This window comes from Paenibacillus sp. FSL R7-0048, assembly GCF_038004505.1.
GTDB classification, from domain to species: domain Bacteria; phylum Bacillota; class Bacilli; order Paenibacillales; family Paenibacillaceae; genus Paenibacillus_AQ; species Paenibacillus_AQ odorifer.
In genome coordinates this window covers 6,209,441-6,232,757 of the sequence record NZ_JBBORF010000001.1, presented here as the reverse complement: position 1 = coordinate 6,232,757, position 23,317 = coordinate 6,209,441, and the positions used below count along the sequence as shown (strand labels likewise).

Annotated in this window: 20 protein-coding genes; 15 read left to right on the top strand and 5 right to left on the bottom strand. The window is 43.4% G+C overall.

Annotation, left to right across the window (positions count from 1 at the left end):
* Positions 1 to 26: 26 nt before the first annotated feature.
* The 4 genes from NSQ91_RS27495 to NSQ91_RS27480 form a co-directional block, all read right to left on the bottom strand.
* A complete protein-coding gene (locus tag NSQ91_RS27495) occupies positions 27 to 2,561 on the bottom strand; it encodes an ABC transporter permease (protein WP_076304977.1) in 2,535 nt (844 codons plus the stop codon).
* The gene (locus tag NSQ91_RS27490; RefSeq protein ID WP_076184824.1) at positions 2,558 to 3,256 is read right to left on the bottom strand and encodes an ABC transporter ATP-binding protein; all 699 of its coding nucleotides are present in this window, start codon (positions 3,254 to 3,256) and stop codon (positions 2,558 to 2,560) included. The genes NSQ91_RS27495 and NSQ91_RS27490 overlap by 4 nt, the downstream gene beginning before the upstream one ends.
* 102 nt (positions 3,257 to 3,358) lie before the next feature.
* Positions 3,359 to 4,396, bottom strand: a complete 1,038-nt coding sequence (locus tag NSQ91_RS27485) for a sensor histidine kinase (protein ID WP_076304976.1) — start codon at positions 4,394 to 4,396, stop codon at positions 3,359 to 3,361.
* Positions 4,393 to 5,076 carry a response regulator transcription factor gene (locus tag NSQ91_RS27480; protein WP_076130304.1) on the bottom strand — a complete coding sequence of 228 codons (684 nt, stop codon included), beginning with the start codon at positions 5,074 to 5,076 and terminating at the stop codon, positions 4,393 to 4,395. The genes NSQ91_RS27485 and NSQ91_RS27480 overlap by 4 nt, the downstream gene beginning before the upstream one ends.
* A gap of 349 nt (positions 5,077 to 5,425) precedes the next feature.
* Between NSQ91_RS27480 and NSQ91_RS27475 the strand changes: the two genes are divergently transcribed.
* The 13 genes from NSQ91_RS27475 (at position 5,426) to NSQ91_RS27415 (ending at position 21,117) form a co-directional block, all read left to right on the top strand.
* Positions 5,426 to 6,091, top strand: a complete 666-nt coding sequence (locus NSQ91_RS27475; protein ID WP_076130305.1) for an ABC transporter ATP-binding protein — start codon at positions 5,426 to 5,428, stop codon at positions 6,089 to 6,091.
* 11 nt (positions 6,092 to 6,102) lie between these two features.
* Positions 6,103 to 8,604 carry an ABC transporter permease gene (locus NSQ91_RS27470; RefSeq protein ID WP_076304975.1) on the top strand — a complete coding sequence of 834 codons (2,502 nt, stop codon included), beginning with the start codon at positions 6,103 to 6,105 and terminating at the stop codon, positions 8,602 to 8,604.
* A gap of 22 nt (positions 8,605 to 8,626) precedes the next feature.
* A complete protein-coding gene (locus NSQ91_RS27465) occupies positions 8,627 to 11,140 on the top strand; it encodes an ABC transporter permease (protein ID WP_218641832.1) in 2,514 nt (837 codons plus the stop codon).
* 269 nt (positions 11,141 to 11,409) lie between these two features.
* The gene (locus NSQ91_RS27460; protein WP_076130307.1) at positions 11,410 to 11,715 is read left to right on the top strand and encodes a LiaF transmembrane domain-containing protein; all 306 of its coding nucleotides are present in this window, start codon (positions 11,410 to 11,412) and stop codon (positions 11,713 to 11,715) included.
* A 44-nt stretch (positions 11,716 to 11,759) separates the two neighbouring features.
* Positions 11,760 to 12,437, top strand: a complete 678-nt coding sequence (locus tag NSQ91_RS27455; RefSeq protein ID WP_076304974.1) for a PspA/IM30 family protein — start codon at positions 11,760 to 11,762, stop codon at positions 12,435 to 12,437.
* Positions 12,438 to 12,441: 4 nt separating this feature from the next.
* Positions 12,442 to 12,909: a PspC domain-containing protein gene (locus NSQ91_RS27450; RefSeq protein WP_076184838.1), complete on the top strand. Its 468-nt coding sequence runs from the start codon at positions 12,442 to 12,444 to the stop codon at positions 12,907 to 12,909.
* 3 nt (positions 12,910 to 12,912) lie between these two features.
* Positions 12,913 to 13,617, top strand: coding sequence for a PspA/IM30 family protein (locus NSQ91_RS27445; RefSeq protein WP_036685540.1), 705 nt, complete (start codon positions 12,913 to 12,915; stop codon positions 13,615 to 13,617).
* A gap of 197 nt (positions 13,618 to 13,814) precedes the next feature.
* Positions 13,815 to 14,462, top strand: a complete 648-nt coding sequence (gene liaF / locus NSQ91_RS27440) for a cell wall-active antibiotics response protein LiaF (protein WP_036685537.1) — start codon at positions 13,815 to 13,817, stop codon at positions 14,460 to 14,462.
* A 31-nt stretch (positions 14,463 to 14,493) separates the two neighbouring features.
* Positions 14,494 to 15,528, top strand: coding sequence for a sensor histidine kinase (locus NSQ91_RS27435; protein ID WP_076130326.1), 1,035 nt, complete (start codon positions 14,494 to 14,496; stop codon positions 15,526 to 15,528).
* 18 nt (positions 15,529 to 15,546) lie between these two features.
* On the top strand, positions 15,547 to 16,200 hold the full coding sequence (locus NSQ91_RS27430) for a response regulator (protein ID WP_036685532.1): 654 nt from the start codon (positions 15,547 to 15,549) through the stop codon (positions 16,198 to 16,200).
* 191 nt (positions 16,201 to 16,391) lie between these two features.
* Positions 16,392 to 17,207: a YwmB family TATA-box binding protein gene (locus tag NSQ91_RS27425; RefSeq protein ID WP_076184820.1), complete on the top strand. Its 816-nt coding sequence runs from the start codon at positions 16,392 to 16,394 to the stop codon at positions 17,205 to 17,207.
* Between the two features lie 205 nt (positions 17,208 to 17,412).
* Entirely contained in the window at positions 17,413 to 18,963 is a 1,551-nt protein-coding gene (zwf, locus tag NSQ91_RS27420; RefSeq protein ID WP_036685526.1) for a glucose-6-phosphate dehydrogenase, read from the top strand.
* A 555-nt stretch (positions 18,964 to 19,518) separates the two neighbouring features.
* Entirely contained in the window at positions 19,519 to 21,117 is a 1,599-nt protein-coding gene (locus NSQ91_RS27415; protein WP_076130309.1) for a peptide chain release factor 3, read from the top strand.
* 100 nt (positions 21,118 to 21,217) lie between these two features.
* Here NSQ91_RS27415 and NSQ91_RS27410 read toward each other — a convergent pair whose 3' ends face one another.
* On the bottom strand, positions 21,218 to 21,454 hold the full coding sequence (locus tag NSQ91_RS27410; RefSeq protein ID WP_076130310.1) for a small acid-soluble spore protein SspI: 237 nt from the start codon (positions 21,452 to 21,454) through the stop codon (positions 21,218 to 21,220).
* A 234-nt stretch (positions 21,455 to 21,688) separates the two neighbouring features.
* On the opposite strand from NSQ91_RS27410, the gene NSQ91_RS27405 reads away from it, so the two are divergent.
* Positions 21,689 to 22,348 (top strand): potassium channel family protein, encoded by a 660-nt coding sequence (locus tag NSQ91_RS27405; protein ID WP_036685517.1) that lies wholly within the window; start codon positions 21,689 to 21,691, stop codon positions 22,346 to 22,348.
* Positions 22,349 to 22,389: 41 nt separating this feature from the next.
* The gene (locus NSQ91_RS27400; protein ID WP_076280285.1) at positions 22,390 to 23,175 is read left to right on the top strand and encodes a TrmH family RNA methyltransferase; all 786 of its coding nucleotides are present in this window, start codon (positions 22,390 to 22,392) and stop codon (positions 23,173 to 23,175) included.
* The last annotated feature ends 142 nt before the right edge of the window (positions 23,176 to 23,317 follow it).

Here is a 23,317-nt window from a genome sequence, read left to right as displayed (position 1 = left end):
ATAGGAGTATTTAGGTGTGTCTTACATTACTCGGCTTCTCTCAGCCGTTCCACAATGGAAGCTTGGGATAACGTTTTATAGGCTCTCAGTGTCACTGTGTAAGCGAGAATTAACAAAATAGGAACGGTGAGGATAAACGGCAGCCAACTCATCTGAAATACCATAAAGGCCATATTTTCCGTGATGCTTTTGGAAAGGTTATAGGTCAGCAATACACCTAATGTTGAGGTTATGAGGACGGTTAGCAAAACGGTGTAGAATCCTTCAAGGATCAGCATACGTTTTAGCTGCTTTTTGGTCATGCCAATACTCTCCAGCATGGCAAGCTCATTCCGGCGGGAGACTACCCCGGTGAGTACGGTGTTGATATAATTCAGCACCCCGATTAGAGCAATGACCAGGCTAAGCCCATACCCGACGGTTTGAAAAATGCGAATGAATCCACCGAGCTCATCCTTGTAATCCTCCCTTGATTTTAAAGTTAATTCATCAGTTGAATCTGTTAAAGCTTTGACCACTTGTTCTACCTGGTCCAGCTTAGTCGGATCGACATGTAGTGTGGCTGAAACGATATTGGCTGGATCTGTACCCTTCGGCATTTCCTTCTGCAGCTCCGAAGCAGGGAGGAAGATGTTGTAACCTAACATAGAGTAAGATTTTGTTGTGGCAGCATATACTGCATCATGTTTTACTACTGCCATCACTTCATAAGATTTATCCGACTTCTCGAAAGTGACTGTATCTCCAGGATGATAATAGGTGCGGTAGCTATCTTCTTCTATAAACATGGCCTCAGATATGACCGCATATTTTCCTGAAGCAAACTTCTGCCTGTTAAACTCCCCTTCAATAATATCCTTGTCCACAAGATCATACCAGCCCGGATCTAATCCATATAAATGATTGTAGACCATCCCCACCTTTTCTAAAGTGGAGAGAAGATAAGGATGTGGGTCAGCAGCTGCCATTGGCTCCAAAATAGCCCGGACAGCATCATCGACAGGAGATGGAACATATCTGTGGTAAACCTTATCAACAGTTTCTACACCGTCAATTTTACTTAGATTGTTGGCGAATTCCTCTGAAAGCTTATATGGATCACCGTCTCGAGGCCCTGTAATACTGACTAGCACTTCATTCTGAACCACAAAATCACCGGAGATAAAGGCACGCAGATATTTATTCACATCCAGTGAGGAAATTACTGTAAAAATGGTACTGAACAAGATGATACTCAAGGAGAGTGAAGAGAGCATCAGGATCAGCTTCTTTTTGCTTCTGAACAGGTTGGAGAACGCCATGTTGTGAAGTTTTGCGCCATGTTTTGATTTTTTGGCATTCCGTTTTCCACCGCTGCTGACTCCGGCAAATTTTACAGCCTCTACCGGCGAGGTTCGCGAAGCCATCCGGCCCGGTTTGCTTGCGGCGATCCATACTGTCATAAACGAGAATGCTGCTGCACCAATAAATATCCACGGGCTAGCAGAATAGACATTATCAGTAGAACCGTTTAAAAATGAGGAGGCCATAGGGAGAATCAGCAGACCTAGCAGATACCCGAACCCCAATCCAAAAGGCAATGCGACGAGATAAAGTGACCGGGCCTGAATGGAGATGATCTTTTTCAGTTGTCGGGGTGTGGTACCGATGGTCTTTAGCAGCCCGTAAAATTTGACATCCCGCACGACGGAAATAAAAAAGATATTGTAGATTAGTAAATAGCCGCTCAGCATGGTGATAAGAATGACAACTGCATAAGGAATGATATTCAGTAGATTATCGGAGAGAGAAACACTTGTATAAGCCGGATTGACACCATAAGGTACATCCAGGCCGGTGTCCGTCAAAATCTTTTGTACCTTCTGTTCAATATTATAAGAATTATTAAACATCACCCCTAGACCTGCGGTGTTCACATAAGAACCCGTTGCTTCAGAGATGTCCGGGTCAATATGGGAAATGTTCTTCTGTGTAAATGCTTCGGATACAAAAGCCAATCCTGACATCGCCAAATTTTGATCGGTTTCGTAATATCCGGAGAGCTTAAAGTCTTGGCTTATGACTTTTTCACCAATGTCTATATCCAGCTTCACAGTCTGGCCTAACTCATGTTTTGCTCCTAGCAAGTCAAGCGCCCAAGTATTTAGGACGATTTCATTCTCTTGGGAGGGCAGTCCGCCGGCTATAAAGTTGATAAAACCGTGTTTGGCATAATTCTCGTCAATTCGAAGGACCTCTACCCGGTGATTCTTGAACAGACTGGTGCTTATATCGCCAACCTTAAGGAAGACGCCATACTCTTTGATGGATGGTTGATTCTTCAGCTTCTCCAACTCGGCAGGATTCAGATATTTGAAGCTTCCATGATAATCGCTGCCGGTAGTCTGCATTTGTGCGCGTTGCATCGATTTGTTAATACTGAGCGCCAAGGTAAACACGCTGGTGATCAAAAGCGTAGTCAGTACGATGGCACAGATGATAGTGAAATTGCGAGCACGGTTGGCTTTGAGGCTTTTTTTGGCTAAAGTAGCAATGGTCTTATGGTTATTCGTGCTGATCATGGCTGGCTCACTCCGGAGCTACGGAGTTGTCCAGTGAAAATGACGCCATCTTCAATACGGATAATACGGTCAGCAGTTTGAGCAATTTGTTCATTGTGTGTGATCATCACAATGGTTTGGTTGAATTTTTCACTCATCTGTTTAAGTAAAATCAGCACTTCTTGGCTTGTTTTGCTGTCCAGATTACCTGTAGGTTCATCTGCTAAGATGATTGAAGGTTTGGTCGCCAATGCTCTGGCTATTGCCACCCGTTGCTGCTGTCCGCCAGACAGATTAGAAGGTAGAGTATTCATCTTTTCCTGCAAGCCTAAAGTGCGGATGATTAGATCAAGATAAGTTTCGTCAATTTTGCCACCGTCCAGTTCAATGGGCAGCACAATATTCTCCCGCACATTTAGTATGGGTACCAAATTGTAGTTCTGAAAAACAAACCCCACCGATCTGCGCCGAAAAATGGTCAGCTTCTCATCACTCATCGCAAAAATATCATTCCCGTCCACGTAAACCTTGCCCTCTGTTGCCCGATCTAATCCACCAAGCATATGAAGAAGGGTGCTTTTGCCGCTGCCGCTAGTGCCGACAATGGCGACAAACTCCCCTTTATCCACTGACAGTGATATACCGTCCAAAGCCTTAACGCTTGCGCCAACCTTTCCATAGTGTTTTTTTAAATTTTCAGTCTGTAGAATCGGCATAACTCTTCCCCTCCAATGAGATCTGTTTGTCCATGATTTAAGGGTAGCAAATCAATCTGACAGGAGAGTGTCTGAATTCTGACCATAATGACACATTCTATTTCAGCGCTGGGGCAGGTAAACAGAGAAGGTTGTACCTTTTCCAGTTTCAGAAATGACGTTGATATGGCCGCCTTGCGCCGTGATAATCTCTCTGGACAAAAACAACCCGATGCCGACCCCCTCGAATTCACGCGCTTGCTTTCCTCGGTAAAACCGCTTAAAGATGTGAGGGATTTCTTCGCTGGGGATTCCAAGTCCAGTATCGGTAAGGTGGAGACAGGTGAACATCTCGTTGCTTTCAGCAAGAACGGAAATTTGTCCGTTATGTGGTGTGTACTTCACAGCATTCTCGAGCAGGTTGAATAGTGCTTCACTTGTCCATTTGACATCGTGGCAGGCTAAGATGTGTATCCCGCAGTCAATATTGATCGTAATTTGTTTGTTTTCCGCTTGTGCATAAATCTGGGATAAAGCCTGCGTCAGAGTTTGTATGAGCGGTTTCGCCTCAATCTGCTGTAGGGAGATCATTCCTGTTTCCAAACGTGATAATTTGATTAGAGACTGGATCAGCCAATCCAACTTATCTGACTGCGCTTTAATATGCTGTATGTAGTGCTGGACATTCTCATTTAGTCCGGGCATCTCTTCGAGCAACTGACTGAATACCATGATATTAGAGAGGGGGGTCTTGGTTTGATGGGAGATATCCGAGATCAGCTCTTTTATTTTGTTTTTCTCTGTTTGGATATTTCGTTCATTCGCCTTAGCCATCCCTATATACCGCTTTAGTTTATGTTCCATCGAAGACAGAGCGGTTTCTTCATAGTTAGTGAGTGGCGGCAGGTCATGTATAGCCCGTTCAATCGCAGTGTCCAAGGTCTGTATATAGATTGCGATCTGGCGGTTCCATAACCAGACCCATACGGCTCCTGTCGCTAATATACAGATGATAAATAGAGAAGTCAGTTGGAGCAGAGTGGGGTCGAACCCGTACAGAAACATTATACTGCCGATAAAACAGGCTACTAGTATAAGGATGATCAGTAAAAAGAGCCTATGAATTTGCTTGAAATTAGCAGGTGGGCTATTGGTTTTCATGGTTTTTGCCCTTCAGTCCACATGTATCCAAGTCCGTAAATGGTCTTGATATATTTGGGTGCTGCCGGGTCATCCTCAAGTTTAGCACGCAGCCGTTTGATGGCTACTGTCAATGCGTTTTCATCCACAAATTCGGCATCCTTGCTCCAGATCTTGTCTATCAGCTGTTCTCGGGTCAAAATATTGCCCGTATTCGTCACCAGCAGCCGCAGCAGTTTTTGCTCAGTTTTGCTCAGCTGGAGCGATTGTTTATTTTTGCTGTACTCCAGTTTCTCAAAATCGAGTTCTAAGGGACCCAATGTTATTTTTCCAGTCCCTAGTGATTCCGTTCTTCTGAGCACTGCCATTACTCTGGCGCGAAGCACCATTAGGCTGAATGGTTTAGTGATATAGTCATCGCCCCCCAATGCAAAACCGGTGATAATGTCGGACTCCATATCATTGGCGGTTAGGAAAATAATGGGTACGCGTGAGGTCTTGCGAAGTTGCTCGCAATAATCCAGTCCACTGCCGTCTGGCAGATTGATGTCCAGAATGATGAGATCAATAGGGTTAACTGCGAAAATATGCTCCGCCGCGGCAATATCGTAGGCTTGATGGATCATGACATTGTTTTGAGAAAGAGTGAGAGCGATCCCTTTATTTAAACTACGGTCGTCCTCAACGATCAGTATGTTCATAGTAATTCTCCTTTGTTTCTTATTTGATCATTATACATTCTCGGGATTTATTCGAAAGCGAGATTTTTATTTAGTAGACAGTTGAAAGTGGACTTTTCTTTATAATCTTTAAAAATGTTTTATTGTATATTAAATGTAATTTTCTAGAACAAATAGTTAGTATAGTCCTCAAAAAAAACATTGTAAACGAATTTTTTTATATAAAATAGTAAATTTTTGGAATAACATGGATCTTGGAAAAAAATGTCGAAGCATACACTATTTATTCTAGTTATTGGTATTGCAAGAAATTTCACGACGGTATGACACATGAAGAATCAGATATTCTAAAGAAATAGAGGGGTTGTGCATGAGTATATTAAAAGCTAACGACTTGAGAAAGTATTACGGTAGTGAACCAAACCCTGTCAAAGCGTTGGATGGCATAACAATGAGTGTGGAGCAAGGTGAATTTGTGGCTATCGTTGGGACTTCCGGCAGCGGTAAGTCTACGCTACTGCATATGCTCGGGGGCCTTGATAATCCTACCTCTGGCACCGTAGAAGTGAATGGGAAAGAACTGTCAAAGATGAACAGTGATCAGCTTACGATTTTTAGACGTAAAAATATCGGGTTCATTTTTCAAAATTATAATCTAATGCCGATACTTAATGTCTACGAGAATATCGTTCTGCCGATTGAACTTGATGGAAACAAGGTGGATAAGGAGTATGTGAACATCATTGTAAGGATGTTAGGACTGAAGGAGAAGCTGAATAATTTACCCAACAATTTGTCTGGGGGCCAACAACAGCGTGTAGCAATTGCAAGGGCTTTAGCGATGAAGCCCGCTATTATCCTTGCCGATGAGCCCACTGGAAATTTGGATAGTCAAACAAGTGAAGAGGTAATCAAGCTGCTGGAAATGACTAGTCACCAACTAAATCAAACAATCATTATGATTACACATAACAACGAAATTTCCTTGCGTGCTGATCGGATTCTCCGTATGGAGGATGGGAAAATCGTGGATTAGAGAGGGAAAAAATGTATAGAAATCATTCTTCATCCGTCATCCGAAAATTATTTCAGAGATACTATAAGGCAAACAAAACCAGAAATATTATATTGGCATGCGCCATCATTCTTACGACCATTCTGATTACAGCAGCTTGCAGCACATTTTACAGTTACTTGAAATTATCTAAACATCAAGAAATGAAAGAAACCGGGACAAGTGCTAATGTTATTTTGAGTCGTCCAACACAGAATCAATTAGATTTATTAAGTAAATTTGATATTTTAAAGCCTGAAATGAATATTCAAACCAAAATGGGATCACTTGTCAATAATAAGGGACAGGCTGGGATTGATATACAGATGATCAGTTCTACAAATTGGGAGGAATATAGCGGATCACTTGTAGATAATATGCAGGGTACCTATCCTGCTAAAGGCAATGAAATCATGATGTCAACATGGCTGTTGAATAGGTTGGGATACTCAAAGCCGCAGACTGGAATGGAGGTTTCATTGTCTGTTGCTATCAGTGATATTTCAAAAAACGGCGACGCAGAGGTTCAGAGCCTTCCCTTTACTCTGTCTGGATTCTATGAGGACACGGCAAATATCAATTCTGAAAACAATCGAATTGTCTTTTTTTCAGAAACATTTTTAAGAGAACATCCGCAGGAAGTGCCGAATCTTGTAGGGTTATTATTTAAAGATACCAGACATTATCACGATAAAATCGAGCAGATTCGAGCCTCCATTGATTTGGATGGAAATCAGCAGTTGATTCCTTCATATGACGGTAAATTGAATATGAATGTCAAGGATTCACTGGTTGCAGTAATAATGGTTTTGTTTTTTATGTTTGATGGATACCTTATTATTTTCAACGTTGCGTATATCTCTATTACTCGAGACGTACGATTTTATGGGCTGCTGAAAATGCTGGGAATGACTAGTGCGCAAATCAAGCAAATTGTCTATTACAGTGTTGCTAAAGTAGCCTTTTTTGCCCTGCCTGTGGGGATGCTGTTGGGATGGGGGCTTTCATTTTACGTAGTGCCGCTTGCCTTATCTTCGTATGAGGGTTTCTCATCCATAGATAGGCAAGTCAACTTATGGGTGTTGCTCTTGGCCCTATTTTTCTCAGCGTTAACTCTATTTTTAAGCTATAGAGCACCTGCAAAGAAGGCAGGGAGAATTTCTCCGATTGAAGCGTCGAAACATACTGATACACAATCCGGAAAACAAAAATCAAGAGGTAGACATGGTGCGAAAATACCGTATATGTCGTTAAAAAATATACTCCGTAGTAAAAAAAGATTGCTTTTTGTTGTGTTAACGCTCTTCTTAGGCAGCACTGCACTTGTGGTGCTTTCCACATTTCTAAAATCCTTCAGTGCGGAGGAATACATCAATGCAGAGGTTAAATACGACATTGCTATGTATAACCAAATGACCAGAGCCAGTTTTAATCCAACAGAGGAGCAGCACTTTACTCCTGAGTTGCTGTCGCAAATTTCCGCAGTAAACGGGATCCGTGAACTCGAACGAACGACGGTAGTATCTATTTTCCAGCATTATTCAGATAGTACTCATGGTGAGTGGCTGCGAAATTACAATGAATTTCGTGCAGGTGTGAATGAGGAACTCAGAGATAAAAAACATTATGAAGAAGATCCTAAAACTAACTTTTGGGGTTTATTGATCGGCATTGATGATAAAAAACTGGAGGAGTATAACCGTACTGCTAAGAACCCGATTAATTTAAGCGACTTTTCCAAAGGGAAGATAGCATTGGTAACTGATATTAATGGGAATGGCATTCCAATAGGTGTACAGATACCCTTCACGGTAATTGACAACAACAAGAGCTATAAGGTGAAAATTGGCGGTCAAATGACGTTTGAACGTGATGCTATGAATAGTGGTGCTGCTCCATGGCTAATTGTGTCAAATAATGTTATCAACAAATATCATTCTGATGCTGTGATTTACTCTATTAAGATTAATGCGCAAAAAGGAAAAGAACAGGATGTGTTGAATGAGGTTAAACTACTTACAAGCGGAGACAGCAGCATTTCAGGCACCTCAAAAATTGAACAGGCAAAAGCGTTTGCTGACTTAAAGCAGTCTTTTTCCAATCTTTCTATTGTTATCATTATCATTTTAAGCAGCATCGGTGTTTTGAATTTTATTAACACTATATTAGTAAGCATTGTATCCAGAAAACAGGAGTTTGCTGTTCTAGCATCTATTGGCGCGACGAAGAAGCAGATTAAATGGCTGATCACCTTTGAAGGAATCTGGTTTGCTCTAATTGCTTTTGTTCTTACATTAATAGTGGGTAGTGGCATTAGTTATCTGGTCTTTAATATATTGCATGAATATATAGGCTATGGAGTGTTTAGATATCCGGTCACCTCTTTAATCATATATTCGGGGGTTGTTTTGTTGATCTGTTCAATAATTCCTGGTTTGTTGTACAAATCTATTTCCCGTTCAAGTGTTATTGAACAGCTAAGACAAGCAGAATAATAATGCAAGGGAGGTGGGAACTTTGAAACACAATAGTGGAAAAACTATGAAAAAGTTGGCAAAGCGCTCTCTTAAATCTAGCAAAAATTATTTTGCTATTCTGGCAATAGCCTTGGCTGCGATTATGTTCACCAGTGTATTTACTATTGCAGGGAGTTTGTTAGAGTCAATGAAAGACAACAAGATGAGAATCGCGGGGAGCAATGCTCATGGTGGATTTCATCAAATGTCTATGCCTGAGTATAAAAGAGTCTCTTCAGATTTAATGATTAAGGACATCTCCTATTCGGTTCTTATCGGTGATGCACAGGGGATTGCCTTTTCTAAGTTACCTACAGAAGTGAGGTATGGTGAGGAAAAGTATGCAAAATGGGCGTATAGCTTACCACAGCTTGGAAACATGCCACAGCAAAAGAAAGACATAAGTGTAAGCACCTTGGTATTGGATGCGCTGGGTCTTCCCCATACATTAGGTCAATCTATTTCGTTAACCTTCAAAACAGATGAAAAAACAATAACAGATACCTTTACCGTTTGTGGAATTTGGGATGGAAATCCGCTCTCTTGGCGTCAAAATATTTGGCTTTCTCGTGAATATGCAGATTTAATAGCTCCTGTGGCAACTGAACCATGGAACAACCGTCCCAATGTGTACTCAGGCTATATCAACAGTCAATTTTGGTTTTCGAATACGTGGGATATTGAAACGAAATCTGAACAACTTGCCAGCAGAAGTGATTTTGATGGTCAAATAACTGTTAACGCTTCTTATGATATTCTAGGATCTGAACCTCAAAATATACTTCTAGGTTTCCTTGTAATCATAGTGATTTCCTTAGCTGGATATTTGTTAATCTACAATATATTCTATATTTCAATTGCACAAGAAATTAAATCTTATGGTTTATTAAAAGTCATTGGGACAACTTCAAAACAAATCAAAAGAATGGTTCGTTATAAGGCAATATATCTTGCTTGTATCGGTATTCCTTTTGGACTAGTGATAGGTTGGACGATCGGTCGTTTTCTTGTTCCGGCTATTATCGATATTTTTGGTGAAGATATGCGCGTCGTAACAAGTGTACACCCGCTTATTTTTGCTATTGCCGCTATATTCAGCCTCTGCACAGTGTTATTAAGTTGCTTAGGGCCAGCAAAGGTTGCATCAAGGGTTTCTCCAATAGAAGCTCTAAGTTATGTTGAAGGAAAACAGGCGGGAGAACTAAGAAGAAAAAAGAAAAAAGCTCAACCAATAACATCCGTTCGTCTAGCAATGGCTAATTTAAAGAGGAACCCCCGAAAAGTGATCATCGTCACGCTTTCTTTTACACTTAGTTTGGTTATTCTTAATAGTACTTATGGTCTTGTGCATTCTTTTGATTTTAATAAGTTCATTGAGTTTCAGTCTGTTTCGGACTTTACGGTTGCTGATACTTCGATCATAAATAATTCGCCTCCATTTGATACTTCCGGTGTAAGCAATGAGTTCATAAAACAAGTAGAGTCATTGGACGGGCTTGAAAATAGCGGTAATGTTTATGTACTCCCTTTAACACAAAATTTAAGTGATCAGGCAATGTCTGCGCTGAAAAGAGAAGTCGGCTTGATGAATGAAAAGGACCAAGAGGAATTTCTGAGTTCTCAGGAAATGGTGAAACGGAGATCAATAGTGAATACATTTGGTTTCAGTGAGTGGCCGGCACAGATGATTCAAGTAAAGGAAGGAGCTTTGGATCAAAAACGCTGGGAGAAAGGAGAGGGAATCTATGTTACTAACTGTAAGAAATTCCTAGATGGTACAAGCAGCATTTATCATCCGGGAGATAAAGTTAAAGTGAGTTTTGGAAACGGAAAGGAAAAGGAATATGAAGTGCTTGCCATTGTTGATTTTCCGGGAGCTATTCACTCAGTGGCATATTATGATATAGGATTAGAGTATTTGTTGCCTTCGGATGAACTGCTTGCCCATGCAGATTCTATGCTGCCAATGTATACAATCTTTAATGTAGATGATGAACATTTAACTCAGACAGAAAAATGGCTGGAGGACTATTGCTTACATACGGATACCGGATTGGATTTCTATTCGAAGAATACTTCTAGAGAAACCTTTCGTAGTTTAATCTTTATGTATGAGGTGGTAGGAGGTGCATTTTGTATTCTGCTAGGTGTTATTGGGATTCTGAATTTCATAAATTCCATGCAAACTTCTATTTTAACCAGAAAACGAGAAATTGCCATGCTGCAATCAATAGCCATGACGGATAAGCAGGTAAAAGAAATGCTTATCTTTGAGGGGGTCGGGTATGCCTTCCTAGGGCTGATGTTTTCGATTGTGCTAGGAAGCTTGGCAAATACTACCCTAGTACCCGCAATGGGAGCAGAACTTGATTATTTTACTTGGACTTTTACATTAACCCCTATTTTACTTAGTATAATCCCCTTTATGCTGATCTCTATTGTAGTACCCGTTTTGTGTTACCACAGCATATCTAAGAAGACTATTATTGAAAGATTACGGAGCGAGGTTTTTTGATAAAGAGCCGCATAGTTAACCCTAAAGGAAAGTTCAAAAGGGCATCACCTATATAGGGTGGTGTCCTTTTAATTTTTGATGGGTGCATTCCCATTTATATGTGCAAAGGTTGGTTATGAGCTACAACTAGCCCAACAGTGGTCTGTAGTCGTACAGCTACCTCGACTAAGGTCCAGTACGAAAAACCGTCGTTGGTCTGTTTTGAAAGTCTGCGATTTACCCTAGAATAAGGCTATAAGGTTAAGGACAACGAAAGGCGGTGAGAAAAAATGCAAAGAAGACAAGGAAACGGATTAGCGGTTGTACTGATTGTGATTGGTGCGGTTATGCTGCTCGGCATTGCGCTTCCTCTGATCCACGGAATGTTCAGATTACTTTTCCCGGTATTGCTGGTTGTTCTCGGGTACTACGGGATTAAGAGCGGACGCAAGATTATTGGTTGGGTACTGATGTTCATTGGTGTGATGTCCCTGATCGCGAAGCTTTCCTGGATCATTGGACCACTTCTAGGAGTGGCGTTGATCGTCTGGGGCGTATCAGCATTAAAGGGCAGAAGTAACAAGGGTACTTATTAAGAAGCAATGTACTTAAACAAGAAGCAGGGAGGGAGCAGGAGATCATGAGTGTTTTTCGTCGCATGAGGGATATTACTGTAGCTAATCTAAACGAACGTCTGGAGCAAAGCCAAGATCCCGTGAAACTAATTGATCAATTTCTACATTCAACCCGTGAGGAAATCAGTGAAGCTGAAAGGCTGTACCAGCAATATGCTTCCCACACGAAGCAATTGCAGCAGCAAGTGAACCAAGCAACTGCCATGAGAAACAAACGTGAAGAGCAGGCGTTGTTGGCACTTAAAGCAGGCGAGGATCATCTCGCGAAGCTGGCTTTACAAGAAAAGATCATTCACGAGGAAAAACTGGAGCAATATAGCGGGCTGCTAGAACAGAGCAAGCAATCCTTGTTTGAACTTGAAGCACAGCTGAATGAGCTGAAAATAGAGTATCAAACGGTGTACAGCAAACGTCAGTATTATTCGGCACGAATGGAGTCGCTGCGATTGCAGCAACGGATGAATCAAAGAGCCAGTGCTTATGGCAATGGTGGTGATGTTCCCAAAATGTTCGGACGTCTGGAAGATCAGATGTTGGATTGGGAATTAGAAGCAAAGAGCTTGCGTGATTTGCGGCGCATGGGACAGGAATATGCGGTGCAAGCGGGTGAGACCGTAGCGACCGTACTCGAAAGAGAAATGGCTCGCCTAAAGGAGAAACTGAACAATGGTGGAAAGGAGTAGCGCTATGAGTCGATTGTATCGTTCAACAAGAGATAAAGTGATGACGGGTCTTGCAGGTGGATTATCTGAGACACTCGGTATTGATTCCACGTTATTCCGGATTCTATTACTGGTCAGCATTCCGTTTACAGGTGGTGCGGTGATTCCGGTATACTTCATTGCAGCAATGGTCATTCCTAAGGAACCGACGCATTATAATCCATTTGGACCAGGGCCTGGGGCACCGGGTGGCCCATTCGGCGGACCCTACTCAGGCAGACCGGAACATGGACACGGACCACAAGCTACTGGCGGATATGGACCTTATGGACGCCAGCCAAATTACAATCCTAATTTTGAGAAGAACAACGCTTATTCCGCACCGGACTCCGGTTTGGATGCGATGATGAAGGATATTGAGAAGAAGGCTTTGCAAAAAGAAGTAGAAGAACTCAAACAAAAACTGTCTAAATATGAGAAAGGGGAATTGTAAATCATGGGAGTATTTCAAAGAATTAAAGATATGACAAAAGCGTCGGTAAATGACTTGTTGGATAAGGTAGAGGACCCAATCGTAATGCTTAACCAATATCTGCGCGATATGGAGGCTGAAATTCACGAAGCAGAAGTAACAGTTGCTAAACAAATGGCTAACGAACGCCGTATGAAGCAACGTGTGGAAGAAGCAGCAAAAATGTCTGCACAACGTGGATCACAAGCTGAACTGGCACTGAAAAATGGCCAAGAAGAAGTAACTCGCAAGCTGTTGGAAGAAAAAATCTACTTTGACCAAAAGCAAGTGGAGTACAGTGATCTTCACGCACAAGCTGAAGTACACGCTAAGGAATTAGTGCAACAACTGCATGACATGAAGGATGAGTTCTACAAGCTGCGCAACAAACGTAACGAGCTTGTATCCCGTGCTCAAATGGCTAAAGCTAAAAAACAAATGTCGCAAATCAGCAGCGTACATTCCATTGAAAGTGGCAGTGCATCACTCGGATTCCACCGGATGGAAGAGAAAATTATGCAGCTTGAGGCTGAAGCAGATGTAATGCGTGCACCTTACAGCCCATCCGCTGCTTATAGCAAACCCGTTGATGTTGAGAAGCAACTGAAAGTGGATGAGCAATTGGCACTACTGAAAAACAAGCTGAATGATACACCCGCGGCTCCTTCTCTAAACAAAAAAGAACAATAAATCCTGTTCCTAAAACTTGGACGGATATGATATGCTGGACAAGAAGAAGCCATACGGTATGGATCTCCATACCGATATGGCTTTTATAGCGGCTAGCTATAATATTTAACGGTGATAATATTCCTCATCATAGTGACGGATATCTAACCGATAGTATAAAATGAGTTTTGCTTCGCAAAACTTTTAGGAGGTGCGAAATGGATAAACGAAACCGTTTGATTGCCATCGGACTGATTGCTGTTGGCTGCATGATGATTTTTGGTAGATGGCTCGGCTTTTTCTCCATTGTCGCGCTTCTGTTCCTGCTGCTGGGAGTCTACCGTACGACATCAGGCAAAGTAAAGCAGGGCTATAAACTGCTCGGGATAGGTGCTGTATTGCTTTTGCTGGACCATTTGGTGCTCGTGCTGGGGATTTGTTTAATCTCACTTGGGATGTTTTTTACCAAATCCAAAAGAGTACAGCGTAAGGAAGGGTTTATGCAGAAGCAGAACTTTTCATCCAGATTTGACTGGGACCGCTCACCTTGGGTGATGCACAGCCTTAGCTCTTGGCATGTACTGGGTGAGGCCGATGTGGATCTTTCATTAGCTATGGCGGATCATAAGGAAACGGTCATGCTGTTTCAAGGGATTTTTGGCGATATGGACATTAACCTGTCCGATGATTACGGCGTGGAAATTGAAGCTTTTGTGCTCTTTGGGTCCATTGAATTCGGCAACCAGCGAGATACAGGGATGTTGAACCGTCTGAATTGGAAATCAGCTAATTATGACAGCAGTGAATACAAAGTGAAATTTAGTGTTTCTTATTTAATGGGAGATCTAGATGTACGATTATCCTGAAAAGCTTGATAGAGAAGGGAGAGTCCCCCGCATGGAAAAAAAGAACAAAAACATGATATCACGCAGCATGGGTGAGGGGGCTCTGTTCTCTTTGGTCATGCTGCTTGTGATAATGTATGTCATGTATACATATGGCTATTTGAAGCCTTTTGAAAGCTGGAAATTTGGCGTGCGGACAGCCGTCACTCTAATTCTTCTGCCTATGGGCTTTGGGATTGGTTATGGCTTTTATCAGAGCTTTCGTGTGAAGCGGCAGTTGGAACGTCTTAGGCAGACCCTCGTATTATGGGAAAAGGGGAATTTGACGCTGTCCATGCCGGATCTAGGTGATGATGAGCTGGGAAGGCTCGGAGAACAGCTTGGCCGGATTAGCGGCAAATGGGAGAATCAAGTGACGACGCTGCAGCGGTTGTCCACGAATAACGCGAAGCTTGCGGAGCAGGCGCGGGTATCTGCTATTATGGAGGAACGGCAGCGGCTTGCGCGTGAACTGCACGACGCTGTTTCCCAGCAGCTATTTGCAATCTCCATGACTGCCACGGCGGTGGGCCGGACCTTGGAGAAAGATTTCGATAAAGCCCAGCGGCAAATTGCGCTTATAGAAGAAATGTCTGCCGTTGCCCAATCGGAGATGAGGGCATTGCTGCTGCATTTGAGACCTGTTTATTTGGAAGGAAAGGGCCTCGAACAAGGTCTGCAGGAATTGATCAAGGAGCTTAAGATCAAGGTTCCAATCGAAATTGTATTTGAAATGGACCCTGATGTGCAGCTGTTAAAAGGGGTAGAGAATCACTTGTTCCGTATCGTCCAAGAGGCGATTTCTAATACACTTCGTCATGCGAAAGCAGAAAAAATGGAAATCCGGCTGCATAGACGGGGAGATACAGTTCGCTTGACGTTGCGTGATGATGGGATCGGCTTTGAGATGGACGACACCAAACAAGCTTCCTATGGTTTGTCGAACATGCAGGAGCGGATTAATGAAATCGGAGGCTCCATTCAGTTCATTACCGCTCCGGGTAAAGGGATGCGTATTGAGATTACCGTTCCGTTAGTCAATGAATAATAGGAGGAAAGAGTAACCATGGAGATGGAGGAAGCGATTAAAGTACTACTCGTAGATGATCATGAAATGGTACGGATCGGACTAGCAGCTGTTTTAGGTACCGAGGATGGAATTGAGGTCGTAGGTGAAGCTGGAAGTGGAGAAGAAGGTATTCGGCTGGCTCAGGAGTACAATCCCGATGTGGTCTTAATGGATCTCGTAATGGATGGGATGGATGGCATAGAAACGACTAAACAGCTGATGAAGCAGTACCCAGAGATCAAAGTTATTGTTCTTACAAGCTATTTGGACGATGAAAAGATGTATCCTGTTATTGAAGCGGGTGCTTTTAGTTACCTGCTGAAGACTTCGCGGGCCAGTGAAGTGGCGGATGCGATCCGCGCTGCGGCAAGAGGACAGTCCGTGCTTGAGTCACAGGTGGCCTCTAAAATGATGAACCGTTTTAGAAACAATGCAAAAGGAGAATCACCTGCTTATAAAGAGCTTACGGAGCGCGAGATGGAAGTATTACGTCTGTTGGCGCAAGGTAAATCCAATCAGGATATTGCCGATCAACTAATTATTGGAATCAAAACTGTGAAATTTCATGTGACGAATATTCTCGCGAAGCTGGGCGTAGAAGACCGGACCCAAGCAGCAATTTATGCATATAAAAATGGACTAGCTGAATAACAACAAAGGACTGAAGCCTCTGCTTCAGTCCTTTTTATTGTACAAGAAAGTAGTTTTGGGGCCTCCGCAAAGTATCTGAGTACGCATTGAAGCAAATCCCTCTCTTTGTGGGAATATTTCAGGTATAGAATCTCCTAATTCGAACATACTGTCTAGTAGATTGCTAGAGAGGTTCGAAGGGAGAATGACATATGCGGAAGATGAAGCTGAACAACGGAACAAAAAAAGGGACTTTTTTTATAATGATAATCGTGTGCTGCGCTGCGGCTCTGCTAGTTAATCTGCAAAGTGTTAAAGCGAATTCACCCGTTCTTGATGAGGGCGATAACCAAGCTTCAACAGGAGCCGAACTGAATCATGCTCTTGTGAGTTTAATAGATCTCGGAAAAGAAACAACCGTTTCTGATTCACCGCTGCGTTTAGTGTTAAAGTGGCAGGGAGAAAGCAGCAGTTACGCGGATCTGTCTGCCGAAGTTGCTGAGTTAAGCACAAGTCTCGGATTGAATGTACCGTCAGGTACTGAGGAAGATGGACATATGACTTATCGTACAGAAGCTGTAAAACCATATGAATCGCGGCTCTCCTTATTTTGGAGTGAGCTTAGTGCAGGAAACAGTTATGTGATTGTAACGTTAGATACGGCTGATCTGCAAAATGAAGCTGGCTTTCAAGCGGCTGCTCGTGAAGTAAGTATGATTCTTGAACAGAATAAAATTAAGGCGGAATGGAATGTATCCCTTCAAGGAAGCGCGCAAGAACAGGGAGCACCTGAAAAAGTTCTAGCACAGACGGAGTCATTAATGGATGAACAGTTTGAAGCTGTGACCGGAGGAGAAAGCTACAAGGATATCTCAACGGTTAGCCGTACGTATTCGATTCCTAATTTGAATCGCTCTGTGATGAGTGGAAATCAGTTAGTTTCTGCCCAAATCGCAGTGCATCATGAAGATCAGAAGGGGACAAACCGCGTAACTATAGGCTTTCCTTTAATAACCATCGAATATTGACATTTTTCTCTTATATAAGCGCAGATATAGTTAATAATAAGAAATATTAATTGAAATTTGCGAAATCCCGAGAGTATTTGTCAGGAATGTGATAGCATCCTTTTTAGGAATATGCTAAAATGACATAACGTCGTTATTCACCTTATGTTAGTATCGACGCTGAGCATGTCAATAAACTATATTACATACAGAAAGATGAGGAGCCATGGCTGAAAATCAAACCCTTGATGCACTGCACACACCCGGTGCTGTCTTTTTTATCTTTGGGGCAACCGGAGACTTAGCCCGGCGTAAGCTTTTCCCGGCGATTTACAGCTTGTACCGTGAAGGTAAGCTGGCACAAGATTTTGCGGTAATTGGCGTGGCGCGGCGCCCGCGTACTCAGGAAGAATTTAGAAGTGATGTGAAGGAATCCATCCTTGAATTCTGCCGTTACAAAGCGGGAGAAGAAAGCGAATGGAATGAGTTTGTACAGCATTTCGAATACAAATCTCTGGACATTAACAATATTGATGGTTTCCGCGAGCTAAGAGCACAAACTGAAGTTCTTGAAGAGAAATTCAGTATTCCGGGCAATCGGATGTTCTATCTTGCGCTGGCGCCTGAATTGTTCGGCAGTGTCTCCTTCAATCTTAAAGCTGGCGGGATGCTGGATAGTACGGGTTGGAATCGCCTCGTAATTGAGAAGCCTTTTGGTTATAATCTGGAGTCGGCTGAACAGCTGAACGAACAGATTCGTCAGGTCTTCAAAGAAGAGGAAATTTACCGGATTGACCACTATCTTGGTAAAGAAATGGTACAGAATATCGAAGTGATTCGTTTTGCTAATGCTTTTTTCGAACCGCTCTGGAATAATAAACATATTGCCAATATTCAAATTACACTTGGCGAAACCGTAGGTGTAGAAGAACGCGGTGGTTACTATGACCATGCGGGAGCCTTACGGGACATGGGCCAGAATCATATACTGCAACTGCTGACTATGATTGCTATGGAACCACCAAGCCGTCTGCTCGCAGAAGATATTCGTGATGAGAAAGTGAAGGTACTTCGTTCCCTTCGTCCTTATGCGACATCTGATGAGGTGCGTGAGAATGTCGTAAGAGCACAATATATTCAAGGCTTACACCAAGGCAAAACCCTTCCTGCTTACCGTCAGGAAGATAAGGTTGACCCTGAGTCGAATACAGAGACGTATTTTGCTGCCCGTGTATTTGTAGATAACTTCCGCTGGGCTGGAGTTCCTTTCTACATCCGTACAGGTAAACGTCTCCCAGTGAAGACGACGGAAGTGGTAGTTGAGTTCAAAGGTATGCCAACCAACGTTTATTTGGGACAAAAGCATAAACTTGAGCCTAACCTCCTTGTAATCCGTGTGAACCCAATGGAAGGCATTTATGTAAAGATTAATGCCAAGAAACCGGGTTCGGAGTCTGAGATTCAACCGCTGGCTATGGACTTCTGTCAGAGCTGCCTGGTTGGAATCAATTCTCCGGAAGCATATGAGCGCTTGTTACATGATGCCGCACGCGGCGATTCCACTTATTTCACTCGTTGGGATGAGGTATCCTCGGCATGGTCATTCGTGGATCGTATTGCGAAAGCATGGAGCGAAGAGTCTAGCGACTTATCTTCTTATCCTGCTGGCTCTTGGGGTCCAGTGGAAGCAGATGAACTGCTTGCTAAAGAAGGTTTCCATTGGTGGCCTGTAAACGGCCAAGATGAAGATAATGTGGTTTGGCTGAAGAATAACTAAACCTTGAGTTAATGCTATCTCCCTGCAGAGGATGCAGGGAGATTTTTTGTAATGCTAAGATCTAAAAGATCGGACTTCAGACGGTGTTTGGGGGATCTGGGCACTGTTCTAATAACTGCACTTTGTACAATTAAAATCGCTTATCTCGTTGTGATTAGTCTTTTAGATGTATTTTCTGCAACTATAATCACCGGATAAGGCGGAAAAGCGTGCACAACTTATTTTTAATTGCATCAAATGCAACTAAAGGCTAATGAAAATGCTAATACTTCAAGTAAGTGTAGGAAATACATCTATTTTCTTGAGCGATGATATGTGGGGATCATAATCCAGACCATTTGGGAGATATTTTGCGGCACGCGCTTTTTAGTAGATAATGTCTGCCGGATTTTGATATACTTTAGAGGATGCTTTCACTTGAAGCGGACTGGAGCTAGACCTAAGAGCTATTATTCAGAAATGAAGGGGTATGAACAATGAGCAGAGCACCGATTTGATGAACCCCAGTGTAATTGAAGCAGAAGCAGGAATTTTATATATGAAGGGATATGTGTAATGAACAAAGCAATAGATCAGAAGCTGCAAAAGGAAGTGGATAGACGCAGAACCTTTGCGATCATTTCCCACCCGGATGCGGGTAAAACAACTTTAACGGAGAAACTGCTGTTATTCGGTGGCGCGATCCGTCTGGCGGGAACGGTTAAGGCCCGTAAAGCGAATAAACATGCGACGAGTGACTGGATGGAAATTGAGAAGCAGCGGGGGATTTCTGTAACGTCTTCCGTGATGCAGTTTGATTATTTGAATCATCGCGTGAACATTTTGGATACACCGGGTCACCAAGATTTCAGTGAGGACACCTACCGTACCCTAACTGCAGCGGATAGTGCGGTCATGCTTATTGACGTGGCAAAAGGTGTGGAAGCCCAAACCACCAAACTGTTTCAGGTATGTGCTAAACGGGGCATTCCGATCTTTACCTTTATTAACAAGCTGGACCGTGAAGGACGTAGCCCGTTTGATCTGATGGAAGAGCTGGAGCAGGTTCTTGGTATTCGTTCTGTGCCAATGAACTGGCCGATCGGTAGCGGACGTGAGCTATGCGGGGTATATGACCGGATGAAAAATCAGGTAGAGCTGTTCCAAGGTGATGATCACTCCGTAATCAAGGTTCAAAAGGTTGACGGATACCGTGATCCAATCATTCGTGAAATGGCTGGAGAGTATCTGCATGATCAACTGTGTCAGGATCTGGAGCTGCTGGATGTAGCAGGCGATGCTTTTGACTATGAAAAAGTATTAAGTGGTGAACTCACACCTGTGTTCTTTGGCAGTGCGATCAACAATTTTGGCGTACAGACTTTCCTCGATAATTTCTTGGATCTGGCACCGAAGCCTGAACCACGCCGCAGTACTATAGGGGTAGTAGAACCAACGAATGAGAAATTCACTGGTTATGTGTTCAAAATTCAAGCGAACATGAACCCGGCTCACCGTGACCGGATTGCTTTCCTGCGTATTGTGTCCGGGAAATTCGAACGGGGTATGAGCGTGAAGCATGTACGTGCCGGTAAAGATATCAAGCTGGCGCAACCACAGCAATTTTTGGCGCAGGACCGCGATATCGTAGAGGAAGCTTATCCGGGAGATATCATCGGTCTGTTTGATCCAGGTATTTTTAGAATTGGTGATACCTTGAGCCAAGCAGGAGATATGGAATTCGATGAGCTGCCAACGTTCTCACCAGAGATTTTTGCTAAAGTGAGTATAAAAAATGCATTGAAATCAAAGCAGTTCCAGAAGGGTGTCGATCAGCTGACTGAAGAGGGCATGATTCAGGTGTTCCGCACGGTCAACTTTGACGATATTTTGCTTGGTGTAGTTGGACAACTGCAGTTTGAAGTGTTTGAGTACCGCATGAAGGGTGAATATGGTGTGGATGTTCAGTTGCAGAGAATGCCGTACCAGTTTGCACGTTGGATCGTAGATGATACTAAGCCGGATGCGAGCAAATTCAGAATCAACTCAACGTTGGTGACGGATAAGAAGGGCAATTTTGTCGTGTTGTTCGAGAACGAATATGCTATGCGGACAGCGATGGATAAGAACCCGACAGCTAAATTCCTGGAAATGGCTCCAAAAGCATTACTATAATTAGGACGCTATAACTTTCTGAATGTAATAATAAAACCTCCGCCTCCATAGGTGAAGTTACACCATGGTGAGCGGAGGTTTTTGACTAGTTGCGATCAGTTTACGATGTGATATCCCCAGGGGTAATAGTCTCCAGGTGATCATGTAGCATGGTAACCAACCTATCTTGCTTAGCGGGATCTAAATCCTTCCAGATCATTTCGAACACGGCGCCAAGTCCCGGGAGTGCTGCCTCCGGACCATCCACAGAGCCTTCAATCATATGACGTAAATCCTCTTCAGATTGACCGTGCACTTTATGAATAATCGCCTGGCGCAAGTCAATGGTAACGGGCATAATGTACCTCCTTTTTTGAAAATATAGTGATATTGACCTCGTTATAATGTGCCCTGCAAAGGTGCTGGAAATTCAAGTTTTTGTCCAAATATAAGATAGTATAAGTTTGACACATATATATCATCCTTATATTCCTACGAGAAACGGTTGTCATCCATAAGGACGGCAATGACGTTTCTTCTTGGCTTATGCTATACTGTTTGAGATATAGAATGCTACGGGAGGTACATAGACATGGCCAAAAAACAATATGCCGTCATCGGTATGGGGCGTTTCGGATCTAGTGTTGCTAAGGCGCTCAGCGGCATGGGGTTTGATGTACTTGCGATTGATGCTGACGAGCAGCGAACACAGGAAATTTCAAGTATAGTAACTCATGCCGTATCTGCAGATTCCACGGATGAGGAGGCGCTGCGTGCCCTTGGTATTCGCAATTTTGATGTGGTGGTTGTAGCCATTGGCGAGGACATACAAGCTAGCATCCTGACAACACTTATCCTAAAAGACCTGGGTGTGCCTGCAATTCTGGCAAAAGCCAAAGGTGAACTGCACGGCAAAGTATTAAGCAAAATTGGTGCGGACAAGGTGATTTATCCTGAACGGGATATGGGAATGCGGGTTGCGCATCATCTTGCTTCGCCTAATATATTGGATTATATTGAGCTGTCGCCGGACTACAGTATTCTGGATATGAAGGTATCCGGACCGATGCTCGGAAAAAATCTACAGGAGCTCGACATCCGCGCAAGATTTGGCTGCAACGTAATGGCCATTCGCCAAGGTGAAGAAATGAACATCTCTCCCCGTGCAGAGGATCGCCTGATCGATGGCGATATCCTTGTTATTGTTGGGCATAAGGATAATTTGACGAAGCTGGAGATGGCGTATCAGTAGGAACAAAGAATAAATGGCAAGGCAGAAGAAAGGAAGACTTTATGGAAATCATGTCTCCGCAAAATACGCGGGTTAAAGAGTGGGCCGGGTTACAGGAGAAAAAGCATCGTGACAAGGCTCGTAAATATATCGTAGAGGGCGTTCATCTGGTTCAAGAAGCACTGCTGGCTGAAGCAGATGTGGAATGCCTAGCTTATGACCTCGACAAAGGAATGCCTGCTGAACTTAAGGGGCTGCTTCAGGCCGTTCAGGGAATGGAAGTGATTGGCGTTTCGGCGGCGATCATCTCAAAATGCAGCAGCACCAATACGCCGCAGCCGGTGTTCGCCATCGTGCGGAAGGAACAGCAGGCTGTAGAAGCTATCCTAGCGAAGAAGGATAGCCTTGTGGTTGTGCTGGACGGCGTGCAGGATCCCGGCAATGTCGGCACCATCATCCGCAGTGCGGATGCAGCGGGAGCAGACGGAGTGATCCTCGGACAAGGCTGTGCCGACCTCTATAATCCGAAGACCATCCGGTCCACGATGGGCTCGATGTTCCATCTTCCGGTGGTGGAGGGAGAGTTAAGTGAGATTTTGCCACAGGCCCGGGAAAATGGGGCGCTGCTGGTGAGCACTTCGCTGCAGGGCGAAGAATCGTGCTATGAGCACAATTTCCACGGCAGCCAGTGGCTGCTGATTGGCAGTGAAGGAAAAGGCATCTCGCCGGAAACGGCGCGACTCGTGGACAAGAGTATCATCATCCCGATGGCAGGCCGCGCGGAATCGCTGAATGCCGCAATGGCGGCGACGATTTTGCTGTTTGAGGGCATGAGACAGCGGGGATAAATTGTCACCGTTTGTAACGTAGTTTTCTCACACTAAATCCAGTCCTGATGATCAAGATAATCTTGATCATCAGGACTTTTTTATAATCCTGCAACAGTATTGGCTGCATATTGGCCTGGTCATTTCCATTCTCAATACTTAT